The sequence below is a fragment of the Micromonospora sp. NBC_01699 genome (assembly GCF_036250065.1).
Lineage (GTDB): Bacteria > Actinomycetota > Actinomycetes > Mycobacteriales > Micromonosporaceae > Micromonospora_G.
Genome location: NZ_CP109199.1, coordinates 1,876,827 through 1,891,957 on the forward strand (window position 1 = coordinate 1,876,827; position 15,131 = coordinate 1,891,957).

Consider the following 15,131-nt stretch of genomic DNA (forward strand, 5'->3'; position numbering starts at 1 on the left):
GGCAGGCCCGGCCGGTGCTGGCTGCACATGCCCCGGACGTGCATCGCGAGGCGGCCCGTCACTCGACGTCGACGACGATCTTGCCGTTGCTGGTGCCGTTCTCCACGACGGCGTGGGCGTCGTCGACGGTGGCCAGAGTGAACCGCCGGGGATCGAGGAGCGGCCGCAGCGCCTGCGCGTCGGCCAGGGCGCCGGCCTCGCGCAGGATCTTCCCGTGGTGCTCGCGCCCCCGACCGGTCAGCATCGGCATCAGGGTGAAGACCCCGGAGTAGCTGGCGCCACGGAACGACAGCGGCGCGAGGCTGTGCGTGCCCCAGCCCAGCGCGCTGACGACGTGCCCGGTGTAGGTGCGGACGGCGCTGAAGGACAGGTCGAGGGTGGTGCCGCCGATGGTGTCGAAGACGACGTCGAAGCCCTCGCCGTCGGTGTGTTCGGCCACGTAGTCCTCGACGGGCGTGGTGGTGTAGTCGATCGGCGTCGCCCCGAGGCGTGCGATCGTGGTCAGGCTTCGGGGCGATCCGGTGGCGAAGACCTGGGCGCCCCGGGCGCGGGCGATCTGGATGGCGACCTGTCCCACGCCGCCGGCGCCCCCGTGGACCAGGACCTGTTGGCCCGTGGTCACCCGTGCCCGGTCCACCAGCGCCTCCCAGGCGGTGATGACGGCCAGCGGCAGGGCCGCCGCCTCACGCAGACTCAGCGGCTCCGGTTTGCGGGCGAGCAATCGGGCATCCACGGCGGCGTACTCGGCGAGCGACCCCTGAAGATCACCGACGCCGCCGGTCAGTCCGTACACCTCGTCGCCGGGTGCCAGGTCGGTGACCCCCTCCGGCGTCGAGCCGACGGGCGACGGCGAGCGCCGCGTCGGGGTCGGCCGACCAGACCGAGGCTCCTAGGGCGTACTCGCCGGCGTTCGCTCGGGCCACCACGTCGTCGATATCGTCGAAGCGCAGCAGCGGCAGGACGGGGCCGAACTGCTCCTCGCATACGATCCGGGATTCCTCCGGCGGGTTGTCGACCAGCGTCACCGGAACAAAGAAGCCCCGGCCCGGCTCGGGCGTCCCGCCGGTCAGTAACCCGTACCCCTGTCGCCGGCAGTCCTCGATCAGATCAAGCACCGTCTCGTACTGACGGCGGTTGGAGATCGGGCCGAGACGGGTTCCCTCCCGCGTCGGGTCACCCATCCGGACCGTGACGGCGTACGCGGCGAGGGCTTGGACGAGTTCCGCGTAGATGTCGGCGTGGATGTAGACCCGCTTGGCGGCCAGGCAGATCTGGCCGGTGTTGCTGAACGCCGCCCAGAACAGCTTCTCGGCCATGGCCGGCACGTCCACGTCGGGCAGTACGATCGCCGGGTCGTTGCCGCCCAGTTCCAGGGTGATTCGGGTCAGGGTCGGGGCGGCGCCGGCCATGACCGCACGACCGGTCCGGGTGGATCCGGTGAAGCTGACCTTGTCGATGCCGGGGTGTCCGCTGAGCCAGGAGCCGAGGTCGCCGCTGCCGGAGACAACGTTGATCACGCCGGCCGGCAGTACGTCGCGCAGCAGCTCGCCGAGCCGCAGGGTGGCCAGCGGGGTGAACGTCGAGGGTTTCACCACCACTGTGTTGCCGGCCAGCAGCGCCGGCCCGAGCTTGAAGGAGAGTTGGCCCATCGGGTAGTTCCACGGGGTGATCGCGGCGACCACGCCCAGCGGCACCCGCCGGGTCACCGAGAGACGCTCGGCGCTGTCCTCGTTGACCGATTCCGGCAGTGTCAGGGCTGCGGTCTCGCGCAGCCAGTAGCTCAACCCGGCCACCTCCGCCGTGGCCACCGCCAACGGTTTGCCCTGCTCGGCGGTGACGAGCCGGCCCAGTTCGTCGAGGTGGGCATCCACCACGTCAGCCAAGTCGAGCAGCCGCTTCTGCCGCTGCTCGAAGGAGACGGCGGCCCAGGCTGGCGCGGCGGCGCGGGCGGCGGCAACGGCGGCGTCGAGTTCCTCCCTGGTGCATTCGGGCGCGGACGCGACAACGGACTCGTCGGCAGGGTTGATCACGTCGAACGACGACCTGCCGGACACCCCGGCCCCGCCGATCGTCATGGTCAAATTGGTGGTACCGGTCGGCAACTGCGACATGGGAGGACTCCAGCGAAGGGTGAATTCGGCGACGACAGCTCGTCCCCGAATTCACCCTCGCGCTCTTTGCCCGACCGGAGAAGGCCGCGTCTTCCGGGGTCCACGGCACCCAGGCACGCCGAACCCCGCCGTCTCCGGGGAGCACGGGTCCGGTCAGGTGGCCGGCAGCAGGGTGAAGCCGCTGCGCCCCGAGCAGACGCCGTTGACCTGGAGTTCGATCGCGTGCGCCCGGGGTGGTACCGCCGGGTGGTGATCTCGCGGAACGAGCGCTCGCGGGAGATCACCCGTTGTTGGCCCGGGGCGAGTGTCATGGTGGTGAGCTTGAAGGTCTTGCCGTTCGGCCGGCAGTCGGCCTTCATGTGTAGGACCACGTAGTCGACCGCGACCCGCACGTTCTCGGCACCGGTGTTGGTGATCGTGGCGGTGAAGGCGACCGTGCCACGCAACGGGACCCGTTGGGCGGACAGCGTGGGGCCGACGACCTCGATCGGCGCGGCGGCGGAGAAGCCCAGCAGTTCGAGGGTGCCGCGATTGCCCGCCTTGACGAGCGTACGCAGTCCGCGCCGGACCAGGCGGTCGGTGTTCTCGTCCGGCACGTCGAGCCAGCGGGACGCGGTTTCTACGACGATGTCCGGTTGCTGCCGACTCAGGTCGTTGAGGTGGTTGGCGACCGAACGCCGTACGTATTCGCTCTCGTCCAGGTAGAGGGCGTCGAGGATGGGAAGGGTGGCCCGGGGGCGGCTGAGGATGCCGGGGACTCGTTTCGCCCAGGGCAGGAAGGGGCGGGTGCCCTCCGAAGCGAGGCGACGTACGTCCTCGGCTGGTGAGGCGGTCCAGGTGTGGATGATCGCGAGCGCGCGGTCGAGGTCGTGGTTGAGCAGCGTGCGGAGGGCGAACTCGGAGGTGAGGCGGCCGGTCAACTCGGCCAGCAGGGCCATCGCGTCATCGAATGCCTCCGACCCGCCGTCGGCGACCGCCTTGGCGGCGATCGCGTTGGTGACTGGCCAGATCAACCTTCCATAGAAGGGCGGCTGTCCGGCCCGTCCGGCCCGTCCGGCCCGGCGAACGGTACGGGCGAGGTGGGCGTACCCGCCGGGGAGGTCCGCCAGGAAGGCGTCTCTGAGCAGGTCAGCACGTTCCCGCAGCGAACGGCTGGCGAGGTCGCCGGCGGCGGAGCGGAGCGCGGTGAGTGGCGTCCCCGGGGCGGCGGACGCCACCGCCCGGATCAACATTCTGGCCGCGTGCTCCCCAATGAGGTCGTCGGCGAAGGGCATGGCGTCTCCAGGGGTGATGTCGTCCTCCGGCGGAATTCGCTGGCGGTGGAACCCATGCTGCGCGCGACGCAGGGTGGATGGCAGGGCCCAGCTACCAGGGAGTACGGCACCCTGGCACGTCTCCGACCAGGGGCTCTACCCTGGTTGACATGCGCAGCAGCAACGCTCTTGGGGAGTTCCTCCGAGCCCACCGCGCCCAGGTCGACCCCGGAGATGTCGGGCTGCGCGGGGGCGGCGACCGCCGGGTAGCCGGGCTGCGCCGCGAGGAGATCGCCGTGCTGGCCGGCGTGAGCGTCGACTACTACGCCCGCCTCGAACAGGGCCGGGAGCGCAACCCGTCCCCACAGATACTCGACGCGATCGGACGGACACTGCGGCTCGACCCGGACGCACGAGGCCACCTCTTCCGGCTCGCCGGGCTGAATCCCCGGCTCGGCCCGAACAGCTCCAGCTCCCGGGACCTGGTCCATCCCACGCTGCTACAACTGCTGGACGCCTTCCCCACCGCGGCCACCTACGTGCTCAATCCCGCATTCGACGTACTCGCCACCAACAGCGTCGCCGCCGCACTGCTCTCCCCGTTCGCAGGCACGACCAACATGCTGCGGGTGCTGTTCCAGCACCCGCAGGCACGCACCGTCTTCCCGGACTGGCCCACCCTGACGGAGAACACCGTGCACGCCCTGCGCCTCAACGCCGGTCTCTTCCCCGACGACCTGGAGATCCAGGCGCTCGTCGCCGACCTGCGGCGGGCCTCGCCGGAGTTCCGCTCCCTGTGGGAGGACCAGACCGTGCGCGGCCTGACCCGCCTGTTCAAGGTCTTCCACCACCCGGACGCCGGGCGGATCGAGCTCACGTACCAGACCTTCGATGTCCGCGACGCGCCCGGTCAGCAACTGCTCGTCGGCACGCCGGCACCGGGCAGCCGCAGCGCCGAGGCGCTCGCCTACCTGGCCGCCATACACACACCCGCCTGAAGAAGCACAGCCAACGCCGCTCACCCCCGCCGTAACAGAACTTACGCACATGAGTATCACTACCCGGCGAAGCCAATGAATCGCCATATATCTATGCGTAGCGGCTGTGTCGACCGTCGCACTCGTATCGAGATCATGCACGGGTATTGCTCTGGGTGAGATCGCCATCCGGCCGTGGTTTGGGCAGACGTTCTACTGCGGGGCAACACGAAGATCACCCATATCTACGAGGGTACGAATCAAGTGCAGCGGATCGTCATGGCAAGACAGCTGCTCAACGGCATTGCTTAGGCTGTTTTGCCAGCTCAGGGCCGTGGCGGCGACTGAGTTGATCTTTCGGTTGACTTCGGCTGATCATGGCTCGTTTCGGATGTCATGCTGGGCAAATGCTGACCCGCGTGCCGACAAATGTCGAGCAGTCGATGTTGGCTGTCCCCAGTGGACCCCGGAATCTGTGATCGGCGCCGATGGATGCCGGAAGCTGCGAAATTACTGTGAGTGGATTCGTCCTTGCGTTGGGTCAATGCTTCGTTTTCGCTGGACTGGTACTGAGGCCCGGGCGACCAGCCGGCCTGATCCAGCTAGTTCCCGGTAGGCGCCGATTCATCCATCGGCGCCTGGGTGGCTACGCCGGACTCCGCTGGTCGGGGCTGGTCCTGACTGCGAAACGGATCTAACCTCACGAACCGCCCTCTCACTGGACGTTTGTTTCACCTTTGCGCCAGTAGCGGCCGATTCACGTCTCGATCGTGGTAGCGCAAGATGCCCGATCCAACCCAGAAAGAACACATCCCACTCGACTCAGCCCTGACCGGAATCGGCGCAATTAGACCCTCGATCGTGTCTGATTCACCTTCGCCGGGAATCGACGCACATGACGTCCGTTGAGCCGGCACGCGGACGCCGTACTCCTGCTTCATGACTGAACGGCGAGCCTATCCGTGCGACCTGTCCGACGCCCGCTGGGCCTTGATCGCACCCCGCCTGACCGCCTGGCGACAGGCCCGCACCGACGCCGGCGTCAGTGGCCGCGCCCCCACCCACGACCTACGCGAGATCTTCAACGCCATCCTGTACGTCAACCGCACCGGCATCGCCTGGCGCTACCTGCCCCACGACTTCCCGCCCCACGCGACGGTCTACGGCTACTTCGCCGCCTGGAGCAAGGAAGGCATCTTCACCGAACTCAACTACGACCTCACCGGCCTCGTGGGACCACCACGGGCGCACCATCGAACCCACAGCCTCCATCATGGACAGCCAAAGCGTGAAGACCTCCAGCAACGTTTCACTGTCCACACAGGGCATCGACGCCGGGAAGAAGATCATGGGCCGTAAGCGCGGCATCATCACCGACACCCTCGGCCTCCTCCTCGCCGTCATCGTCACCGCCGCCAGCGCCAGCGACAACACCATCGGCATGGACCTGCTCGACCAGGCCACCACCGCCTACCCCACCCTGACCAAGACCTGGGTCGACGCCGGATTCAAGAACCGGGTCGTCGAACACGGCGCCGCACTCGGCGTCGACGTCGAGATCGTCACCAAAGACCCGCAGGTCAAAGGCTTCAGCGTGGTCAAACGGCGATGGGTCGTCGAACGCACCCTCGGCTGGCTCATGCACCACCGCCGGCTCGTGCGCGACTACGAAGCCCGACCCGACAACTCCGAGAGCATGATCACCATCGCCATGATCGACAACCTCGCCAAACGCCTCACCGCCGAAACCACCCCAACCTGGCGATACGGCTAAACCCATATAACCGGCAAAGTACGTGAATCAGACGTCCTCTCAAGGCTGGCGCCCCTGACGGCGTGGCCCGAGTTGGTTGCACGCGGTGGTGATCGCTCACGCCCGTGCCAGTGGGCTCCGGCGGTCATCTTCCTAGTAGTTCGATGAGCGTGTGGTCGGCCTGGGCCAGGGTCGGTGGGCCGGACATCGGTCTTGTCAGGATGCGCCGGCAGTGGTCGAGTTCGACGTAGATCTCGCCGCCGGTGTTGTTGGAGGCCCGCAGAACGGCGAACCGGTCTGCCGGGCCCGTGCACTCCTGCGCCGGGGGCATCGAGGCCAACGTGCGCGCGATGACCTCGCGTCGCTGCTCCGGAAGGAGCAGACCGTAGTCGAAGGTTCCGGCGACGTCGGGTGTTCCCTGTCGATCGGCCGGTACCCGGAACACACACAGACGCATCTGTGACGTGGGCTCGAACGGAAGCGATACGTGGCTCGGGAGCGCGCGGGGCGTCGGGCCGCTGGTTTCGATGGCCACCATGTCTTGCCACTCCTGGGTGCAGCCGGAGACGGCGGCCCCGGACGACAGGATCTCTCGTATGACCTTCTCTTTGATGGTGGTCAGCCGCAGGGCGCGTACGGCTTCCTCTACCTCGGTACGTGCCTTGCCGCAGCCGGTCGTGGGGAGCCCTGGCCGGATCCAGTGGCCGTGGGCGTCGAGTAGCAGCAGGTTCGGCACCCAGGGCATATCCGCGGTGCAGGCGTCGGGGATGAACGTGTCGTCGGGTAGTCGCAGTGCGGCGAGCAAGGTGGTCAGGTCGGTGGCCCGGCCCTCGGTCAGGACCAGGTCCTCACCACGGTCGGCGCGTCGTTCGGGTTCGAGTTGGCAGTGGACTGCGACGGTGGCCGCGAAACCGGTGTCGAGGCGCGGCAGGATGAGGGCGTCCGACGGGGGCCCGCCGATCTCCATGGGGGCGTCGGTCTCACACGAGGTCCAAGCCTTCTGAACGGCCGGAGTGCCGGTCACAATCGGGAAGGGCCGCCCCTGCAGCTTGTCGACTGGTGGCTCGGCGATCCTGCCCGTGTTCTCGCAGGCGGCCATGACGGCCAGCGCCGCCAGCACGGTGAGCCCTTTGGCGATCGCGCGCATATCACTCCTCTACCAGCACCGGGCACAACTCGTCCCGGGCTCGACGATGTTGGTCGCGATCCGCATCCCACCCGTCGTCCCGCTGCCAACCGTCGGCCCATCGCCCGTAGCGATGGCAGACATTGACGAACCTGCTGTCCATGGTTCAACGAGCGCTAGGCCGTGTTTCATAAGCCTGGTCGGAGCCACTCGTTGATCGTGGCGATGTGCACGGTGGCCTGATAGCGGACGGCGAGTTTGTCATAGCGGGTGCCCAGGGCTCGGTTGCGTTTGAGCTGGTTGATGCCGCATTCGACGGCGTGGCGTTGCCGGTAGGTGATGGGGTCGAAGGCTGGTGGCCTTCCGCCCTTCGAGCCCTTCCTCTGTCTGCTCGCGGCCTGGTCGATCTTGATCGGAATGGTCGCGGCGATCCCTCGACGGGCCAGATACAGGCGGTTGGCGCGGGAGCTGTATGCCTTGTCGGCCAAGACCCGGTCCGGTCGCGTACGGGGGCGGCCGGCGCCGGGGCGAGGAACCCGGATACCGGCCAGGACTGGGACGAACTGCGGGCTGTCCCCACGCTGTCCGGCGGTCAACACCGTCGACAGCGGCTTGCGTCCCTGCTCACAGGCGAGATGCAGCTTCGTGGTCAGCCCACCCCGGGACCGTCCCAGGGCGTGATCGTCGGGTTCGTCATCGACACCACCGGGGGACTCGACCTGTAACTCCGGGCGGGTACGGGCGCCGGCGGCGTGCTGGTGGGCGCGGGCACTGGTGGAGTCGACACTGACGTCCCAAGTGATCAACCCAGCCGCGTCCGCCCTCGCCTGCAACCCGGTGACGACGTCCCGCCAGACCCCGGCACGCTGCCACCGACGGAACAGTCCGTAGATGGTCTGCCAGGGCCCATACAGTGCGGGCACGTCCCGCCACGGCGAGCCGACCCGTGTCCGCCACCGGATCCCGTCGATCAACTGCCGTCTGCTCCACTTCGGCGGACGTCCTGACCCACGTGGCCTGGGCAGCAACGGCACCAGCGCCGCCCACTGGGCGTCGGTCAGGTCGTGTCGCCTCGTCACCGCTAAGGTGGCCACGAGGTCTCCGGTTATGGGTTCTTCTTCGTCGTTGAACCACCTACCGGAGACCTCACCGTCTATCGATCACCGACACGCCGAGCTTCGGATCCGACGATCTCCCCTTCTATGCACCGCCAGGCGGCGAAGCTGCCATGCCGCAAGAAGGTCTGCCCAGGCATCATGGTCACCATGAACGCTGATTGGGTCACTATCGCAGCCTACGAGAACACCCCTGGCTGTCCGCGGCCGTTGGCTGCGGCCCGCGCTTGACTGCGTGACCGGGGCATCGATTGGATGCCCTTCGAGTCGAGCGAGGTCTACTGGGGTCTGGCCTGCGGTATTGGCCCTGATGGTCACTGGCACGGCTGGTTCGACGTCCGTATCCAGGCTGCCGCTCTGCGCCGCCTCGGGCTGCATCCCGACCAGCCGACCGCGACGGTCACCGGGCCGACCCCGCCCGGCTGGTGGCATGCCGCCGCAGAACGCAACGCTCAGGGAAACAGCAATCACTTTTGAAACACGGCCTAGAGCCCAGATGGACCGCGCGGCGCGCCGGGCGGCATACGACGCCCGGCTGAAGGAGCTTGGGGAGGTCACGTTCACCCGCATCGAGGTCGAGCCCTTCGCAATCAATCGGTTCGGTACGACCTTCGGCCTCATCCCAAGAGAGCCGGAGGAGGACGACGACGCATGGTGGGTCACCTTGGAGCCCGGCGACTACATGGCCTTCACCGACCCATGGGACAGCGGTGAGTACGACACCTGATGCCCGGTCAGGCAGACGCACTCACCTCGGCACGACCGGATGCCCTTTCACTTGGGCGTACCAGCATCGAGGGCTACCGAGGGTGACAGGCGCTCCGGCGTTCGCGCGCATGGTTTGCGGCACGTGCGGATGTTTCGGTTGTGTTCAGACAACGGCTTGGCGCGGCGACGGTGGGAGCCCGGGTATCGTCGAAATGTGTCGGTTGACCTCAACCTAACTTGAGGTTGCATGCTCTCGATGTTCGCGTTGGCGAAGGGATGGGAGCGGGTGGTATGCGAGTGGTCCAGGCAGTTCGTTTTGGGGGGCCCGAGGTGCTGGTTCCAGGCCAGGCTCCGGACCCGGTAGCCGGACCGGGCCAGGTCGTCGTCGACGTGGCGGTGGCGGGCATGACGTTCGTCGAGACGCAGATCCGGCGTGGCACCGACAGGTGGCATGAACGGCCGCGGTTGCCGTACGTGCCGGGCGGTCTGGTAGCCGGGCGTGTGAGCGCGGTCGGAGCGCAGGTGGATCCGGCTTGGCTGGGGCGGCGTGTTTTGGCCAGTACGGGAGAGACCGGCGCCTTCGCCGAGCGGGTGGTGGCACTGGTCGGGGACCTGTTTCCGGTGCCGGACGGCTTGGGGCTGCCGGAGGCCACCGCCCTGTACAGCGACGGCAGCACGGCGCAGGGACTGGCCGAACACGCCAAGATCGGCGCCGGTGACTGGGTTCTCGTCGAAGCGGCGGCGGGTGGGGTGGGCAGCCTGCTGGTGCAGCTCGCCCGTGCGGCGGGCGCGCGGGTGGTTGGAGCTGCTCGCGGATCGCGGAAGCTCGATCTGGTCAGGAAACTGGGCGCCGACGCAGTGGTCGACTACTGCGAACCGGGCTGGACCAAGCTGGTACTCGAAGCAACCGGTGGCATGGGACCGGATGTGGTGTTCGACGGTGTCGGCGGCCAGATCGGGCGGGCCGCGTTCGAGGTGACGGCCCGCGGTGGCCGTTTCTCGGTACACGGCACCTCCAGCGGTGAGGTCACGCTCATCGAGCCCGCCGAGGCGCGTCACAGGGGCGTGGAGGTGATCGGAATCGAGCAGCTATTCGATTTCGGGCCGGAAATCGTGCGGTGGGCGGAGCAGATAATTGCCCGGGCGGCGGCGCGAGTCGTCCGGCCGATCATCGGGCAGACCTTCTCGTTGGAGCGTGCCGCCGACGCGCACGCCGCGGTCGAAAACCGCACCGCCGTGGGGAAAACCCTGCTGCTGATCTGAGTTCCTGGGAGAACCTGACCACGCCACACCATCCGCCACTGAGGCTCAACGGCCCATGCCACCGCCTAGCCGGACCGCTCGCTCATCGGCACGACCGGAAGCCCTCGCACCTGACGCGCCACCGCTGATGGCTACCCATCGTGACGGACGATCCGGCGCCGCCGCGCACGATCGGCGGCAGAAGAGTAAGTCTCTGGACCGCCCTGCGAGAATGCAAAACATGCCGTACCTCGTCGCCACAGAGCGCCTCGGGTGGCCACCAAGTCGGCGGTGGGATGCCCTAACTATGTTCTTTGGAGAGGTTCAGACGCGGCTGGAGTACGAGGTCGAACCGGAGAAGCCGACAGCCACCTGCCACCTGCAGGTACGCGATACTGACAACGCCCTGTGCGAGTATCCGTGGGAGCTCCTGGTTCTTGTGCCCGGACAGCCTCCGTGGGGTGAGCTCGCGCAGTGGTTGCGCTGCGACGAGTGCGAGGACCAGTTCCACCGACGGCCGTGAGCGCGCGTCAACGGCGTGCCCCGGGGGCGTTCTTGCACTCTGGGCACGCATTGGTCGACGGTTACTGATAGTGCCGGACGGTCAGCGCTACCGCGCCCTGCCTGCGGCAGTTCAGGATGCCGGGCACACGGGACGCCGAACACTGACCGTGACGGCTCGTCGTCTGGCTGCGCGTACGGACGGCGGCATGTGCGGATGCTGTTACGGCCAGTCTGGTGGCGAGCCGCGATGGCGCCTTGATCACGGTTGGTTGGAATCACGCCTCGGTGGGCTGTAGGTCAGGCGCCCGCTGCGGCATGCTTGAGCGGTGTCTTCGTCGAGTCGCGTTGCAGTCGAACTGCCGCCGGGCTGGGTCCAGGTGTGGTTCCGTATGTCCGGTGGGCCGGCGACCGGCTGCGGCATGGGCGCCGAGGCGCTGGCGCCGGACCGGGTCCGGTTGCAGAGTGCGCCGTGGGCCGCGCTGAACGCTGCCAAGGGCGACATTTTTCATGTCCAGCGGGGCACGGACGGTCAGCTGTGGGCGCAGGAAAAACTGGAGGCGTCCGGCTTCTGCGCCATCCGGGTGATGCTTGCACCCGACGGCCCACTCGGTCCGTTCAAGCCTCCTGTCGACACCATCCTGGACAAGTTCACCGTGTTAGGCATCACGGGCTCCGGCATGTTCGGGCTCGCCGTGATCGACGTCCCGCCCGACGCCGATCTGTACCTGGTACGCGAACTGCTAGACACGGGCGAGCGCGACGGATGGTGGGATTATGACGAACTGTGCGTTACCGAGGCGTGGAAGGCGGCGACGTTGCCGTAGGTCCGCGTCCCGCTGGCGGGTAAGCCACCGCGCGCTACCTGTCTTCCACCAGACGCATCCACGTCGGCACGATTGATGATGACCAGCCTCGCCGCTGCGACGGTTAGCAGCGCGTTCAGCGGCAGATCCGGATGGATGCGATGTGCTAACAAAGCGTATCTATGGGCGTTGGAGGTCGGCCGTGTGCAACGCGTCACGCCTGCCAGGCGGCGGGGTCGTTGTAGTGGTTCTCGACCCCCTTGCGCAGGACCGCGCGCAGCTGTGGCAGGTGTTCGGTGTCGGTGGGCAGGTGCAGGCTGTCCAGCAGGGCCAGGACCTCGGCCGAGGCAAGGCTGCCGTAGACGGCGTGATAGCTGCCGAGCAGGGCGCGGAAGACCGCTGGACGAAGCTCAGCGACAGCAGCGGCGGCCTGATAGACGTCGCGCTTGTCGTTCCAGCCGACCGAACCCGAGTCTTCCAGGACGTGGCGGGCGCGCAGGTGCAGCGGACCGGTGGTCAGCTCGTGCAGACGGCCAGCCGCTGCGAGACGGCGCACATCATCGCCGAGCAGCGCGTCGAAGGCGGTCCCAGCGGTGTGCCCCACAAACCAGTACGTCTGCAAGTGCAACCGCAGGTGCTCGATCGGCTCGGGGACTGCCATCCGGGCGCGGAAGCCGGCCCAGAAGGCGTCGGCGACCGCCGGGTCGGCGTTGTCGCAGACGTAGGCGTTTCAAATGGGTCAGCACCTCGAAGGCGCAGGTCAGGTCTAGCAGTCCGAGCGCCGTGTGCACGCGTTGGACGGCAGCCAGGCCCGCGTCGGCAGTGATCTCGAATGCCGTGTGGAAGGCCACGTCCTCGTCCGACATCTCCTCTGGGGGTGTGCCGCCCCACCTCCACCGATTGGGCCCGATCGGCGTGAGCCCATATTCAGCCAGGTATCGCAAGGCCAAGTCGGTATCCGTCGCACTCACCCGCGGCAGTGTGCCCGGCGGGAGCTCGGATGTCCACGCGATTGCATGGACACTTCTTGCCCGAGGTCTGGACGGCGGTCCAGCCGACCAACTAAAGCAGTACGCGCTCGACCCGAACCTGAGACGCCCGGAAATCGTATTAGTCAGCTCGATCCCAACGAGAAGCGCACGGAGCGTCACGGCCATACCGGACTCCACGCTCGGTCGGCGGCAGATCCGTACACTCGATCTTGGCAGAGCCGATCGATCGGACTTCTGCCGGCGTACGGACTCACACGCATGGGTGCATGTGTGGATGGCGGCGGCGGTCAGCTGGTGCCGGGCGGGGGTCGGACAGGAGTCGGCCGAACGTCTGAGGTGTGAGGTGCTGGGCAAGCGTGTTCACGGCGGGCCACCGAGCGCAACGGATCGGGGTCTGCGACTGAGATAGCTGAGCTTATGTGGTGGCCTCGTTTCGACCGTCTATCGTGCGTGATTGTTCAGAATGTGGAGCATCTGTTGAACCGGTAGGGCCGGGTTGGCTGCCGCGTACTCGGCTAGGTCTGGGTCGTCGAGCAGGGCCATGATCCGGTTCATTGGAAGGCGTGGGCAGTTGGCCACCGCTTGCCGTACGGCGATCGCCGGATCGGTGGACATGCGGTCGACAAGTCGCGGGTCGGCGTGTGGGTCGAGGGCGACCAGGCGTCGTACTGCTGGATCGGGATGGGTGGCGAACCGGGCCAGTCCCGTGATGGGAAAGTATGGCAGCGAGCTGAGGCGGTCCCGGCCGCAGCCGTCGTACTCAAGGAAGCAGCGCAGCAACAGCGTCGGTGGCGCCTTGGGATGGTTCTGGGCGAGCAGCACCCTGACGCCGAGGTCGCTGTCCGCAGCGAGGGCGGGGATCAGGGGCGCGGGGAGTTCCGGATGACGGGCCGCGCGGCGACGCAGTAGCGGATTGACGGACCTCGCCCACCGCAGCGCGTCGCCGAGACGCGGCACCGACTCGTCCGCCAGGTAGTGGACCGCGGAGCGGCACCCGATTCGAGCGCTGTAGTGCCCGTCGCCTGGAACCGTCGTGATGTCGATGCTGATGCCGGAACGTTGCTGTTCGGTGAGGCTGGGATGAATGGAGACGGCGGTGCGGACCTCGGCAGTCGGGTCGGCGGCGAGCCTGAGCAGTTGCTCGTTGGTCAGGTCGGCACGAGTGGCGACTTCCCGGCGGACTTCGGCAGCGGGGTGGCCTAGTAACGTCTCAACAACGTCGGGCGAGGTTGACGGGTTAGTGGCAACGAAGTGCAGCGCTTCCACGTCACCGCTGGCCAGCACCTGGTCCATCAGGGCTCGGGAAAGGGGTCGCTGCAGCACCCACCAATACGCATGGCAATGCTCGGTGGGCAGGTCTGCGGGCAGCATGATCCGCCGCTGTTCCGCCCGGGCCTTCTTTGCAGTCGCTCGGACCTCGGGAACCGGGTCCCGGAGCAGTGTCTCCCGTGATGAATCGTCCAACCGGTCCAGAGAGCCAGCGGCGAACTGGCGTATCCCGGGCTGTGGGTGCCCGGCTGCCAGCAGGAACAGTCGTCGCTCATGTTGCATCGCGTCGAACAGTTCCCCGATTAGTTCCTCGCTGGTGAACGGCACCTCGGCAGGTAGCTCGTCGAGCGCGGTCAGCAACCGCACCAACACGTCATCGGGAAGTGGCTGCTGCCCGGGACGCCCGAACGCCCGAATCCACACTTGCCACTCCGGGTCGTCCAACAATCTGGCACGGGTTTGCGGAGCAACCTCGGGATGTTCGGCCAGCGTGACACGAACTGCGCGGGACGGATGACGTGCCATGGCATCCTGAACCGGCATCGGCAACTGAACCCGGTGCCGCAGCCCCTCGCACGCCTGCTCCGGCCACACCTGGACCAGTTGAAGCAGCACATCCAGCGGTATCGCCGGATTCCTGGCCAGGCCGCGCAACAGCGGAGTCGAGGTTGGATCAGGATCCGTCGACGAAGCAGCGATCATGGGCCGAACCCTAACGTCACCCGAGGGCCAACGACATCCGCTCATTGGCAGTTCCGGTCATCTTGGAGGTGCGATAGGCGGCCCGTCGCCGGTGGTCCGATGGCTCGTTCGGCGTAGATGTAGGGGAGCAGATTGGGAGCAGCGGGGCGCTCCCAACGGCGCTGAACGGCGCTCAACGCGGTTGAGATGCGTAAATCCGCTCCGCGTAACCTGCGGGTGCTCGGGTTGTTCCAGGTCACGGCGTCGGGGACCGTTCCTTGACATGAAGAGTGCAACGACGCTGAACAGACGTCAACCGCTCTCTATCTTGCCTGACAGAGTCAGGCGCGGGGGAAAGTGCGGTAACGGGCACTCGTCCTGCTGAACGTTTCCTTGGGAGCAGATTTGGGAGCAGGGGTTACGACCTGCCTCGACACGCATGGCTTCGGAAGAGTGCTCCGCTCCGGCGCCTGGTATGGGTGCTGGCCAGGGTCGATGTGGAGCTTGACCTCTTCTCGAAGTCGGAGGCGGTCACCGCGCGGCGCGTGTCCTGGTCCTGATCTCTTCCCAAGGTCGGAAGTGCTCGGGCTCGCACAT

General features: G+C 67.2%; 12 protein-coding genes and 1 pseudogene. 6 read left to right on the forward strand and 7 right to left on the reverse strand.

All coding sequences use genetic code 11. The features are described from left to right. Positions 1-58 precede the first annotated feature (58 nt). From OG792_RS08510 to OG792_RS08520, 3 genes are read right to left on the reverse strand one after another with little or no spacing between them, the layout of a single operon-like run. Positions 59-793: a zinc-binding dehydrogenase gene (locus tag OG792_RS08510; protein WP_329108680.1), complete on the reverse strand. Its 735-nt coding sequence runs from the start codon at positions 791-793 to the stop codon at positions 59-61. Further along, a complete protein-coding gene (locus OG792_RS08515; protein ID WP_329108681.1) occupies positions 765-2,075 on the reverse strand; it encodes an aldehyde dehydrogenase family protein in 1,311 nt (436 codons plus the stop codon). Before OG792_RS08515 ends, OG792_RS08510 begins: the two co-directional genes overlap by 29 nt. Positions 2,076-2,077: 2 nt before the next feature. Continuing rightward, complete coding sequence (locus OG792_RS08520) at positions 2,078-3,385, reverse strand: hypothetical protein (RefSeq protein WP_329108682.1); 1,308 nt, start codon at positions 3,383-3,385, stop codon at positions 2,078-2,080. Between the two features lie 149 nt (positions 3,386-3,534). Between OG792_RS08520 and OG792_RS08525 the strand changes: the two genes are divergently transcribed. Continuing rightward, positions 3,535-4,362, forward strand: coding sequence for a helix-turn-helix transcriptional regulator (locus tag OG792_RS08525; protein WP_329108683.1), 828 nt, complete (start codon positions 3,535-3,537; stop codon positions 4,360-4,362). Positions 4,363-5,280: 918 nt separating this feature from the next. Next, positions 5,281-6,115: pseudogene (locus tag OG792_RS08530) on the forward strand (IS5 family transposase). 124 nt (positions 6,116-6,239) lie between these two features. On the opposite strand, the gene OG792_RS08535 reads toward OG792_RS08530, so the two are convergent. Both OG792_RS08535 and OG792_RS08540 read right to left on the reverse strand, forming a co-directional pair. Continuing rightward, positions 6,240-7,241: a hypothetical protein gene (locus tag OG792_RS08535; protein ID WP_329108684.1), complete on the reverse strand. Its 1,002-nt coding sequence runs from the start codon at positions 7,239-7,241 to the stop codon at positions 6,240-6,242. 167 nt (positions 7,242-7,408) lie between these two features. Further along, positions 7,409-8,299, reverse strand: coding sequence for an IS5 family transposase (locus OG792_RS08540; RefSeq protein WP_442932452.1), 891 nt, complete (start codon positions 8,297-8,299; stop codon positions 7,409-7,411). 291 nt (positions 8,300-8,590) lie between these two features. On the opposite strand from OG792_RS08540, the gene OG792_RS08545 reads away from it, so the two are divergent. The 4 genes from OG792_RS08545 to OG792_RS08560 all read left to right on the forward strand — a co-directional run bounded on the left by OG792_RS08545 (position 8,591) and on the right by OG792_RS08560 (position 11,613). After that, a complete protein-coding gene (locus OG792_RS08545; RefSeq protein WP_329104148.1) occupies positions 8,591-8,812 on the forward strand; it encodes a hypothetical protein in 222 nt (73 codons plus the stop codon). A gap of 19 nt (positions 8,813-8,831) precedes the next feature. Then, positions 8,832-9,062 carry a hypothetical protein gene (locus tag OG792_RS08550; protein ID WP_329108685.1) on the forward strand — a complete coding sequence of 77 codons (231 nt, stop codon included), beginning with the start codon at positions 8,832-8,834 and terminating at the stop codon, positions 9,060-9,062. A gap of 272 nt (positions 9,063-9,334) precedes the next feature. Then, a complete protein-coding gene (locus tag OG792_RS08555; RefSeq protein ID WP_329108686.1) occupies positions 9,335-10,306 on the forward strand; it encodes a zinc-binding dehydrogenase in 972 nt (323 codons plus the stop codon). An 809-nt stretch (positions 10,307-11,115) separates the two neighbouring features. Then, entirely contained in the window at positions 11,116-11,613 is a 498-nt protein-coding gene (locus OG792_RS08560; protein WP_329108687.1) for a DUF4265 domain-containing protein, read from the forward strand. Between the two features lie 193 nt (positions 11,614-11,806). Here the strand turns inward: OG792_RS08560 and OG792_RS08565 are convergent, their stop codons facing one another. Together OG792_RS08565 and OG792_RS08570 are read right to left on the reverse strand one after the other, a co-directional pair. Then, positions 11,807-12,253 (reverse strand): hypothetical protein, encoded by a 447-nt coding sequence (locus OG792_RS08565; protein WP_329108688.1) that lies wholly within the window; start codon positions 12,251-12,253, stop codon positions 11,807-11,809. A 772-nt stretch (positions 12,254-13,025) separates the two neighbouring features. Then, entirely contained in the window at positions 13,026-14,555 is a 1,530-nt protein-coding gene (locus tag OG792_RS08570) for a hypothetical protein (protein ID WP_329108689.1), read from the reverse strand. Between the last annotated feature and the right edge of the window lie 576 nt (positions 14,556-15,131).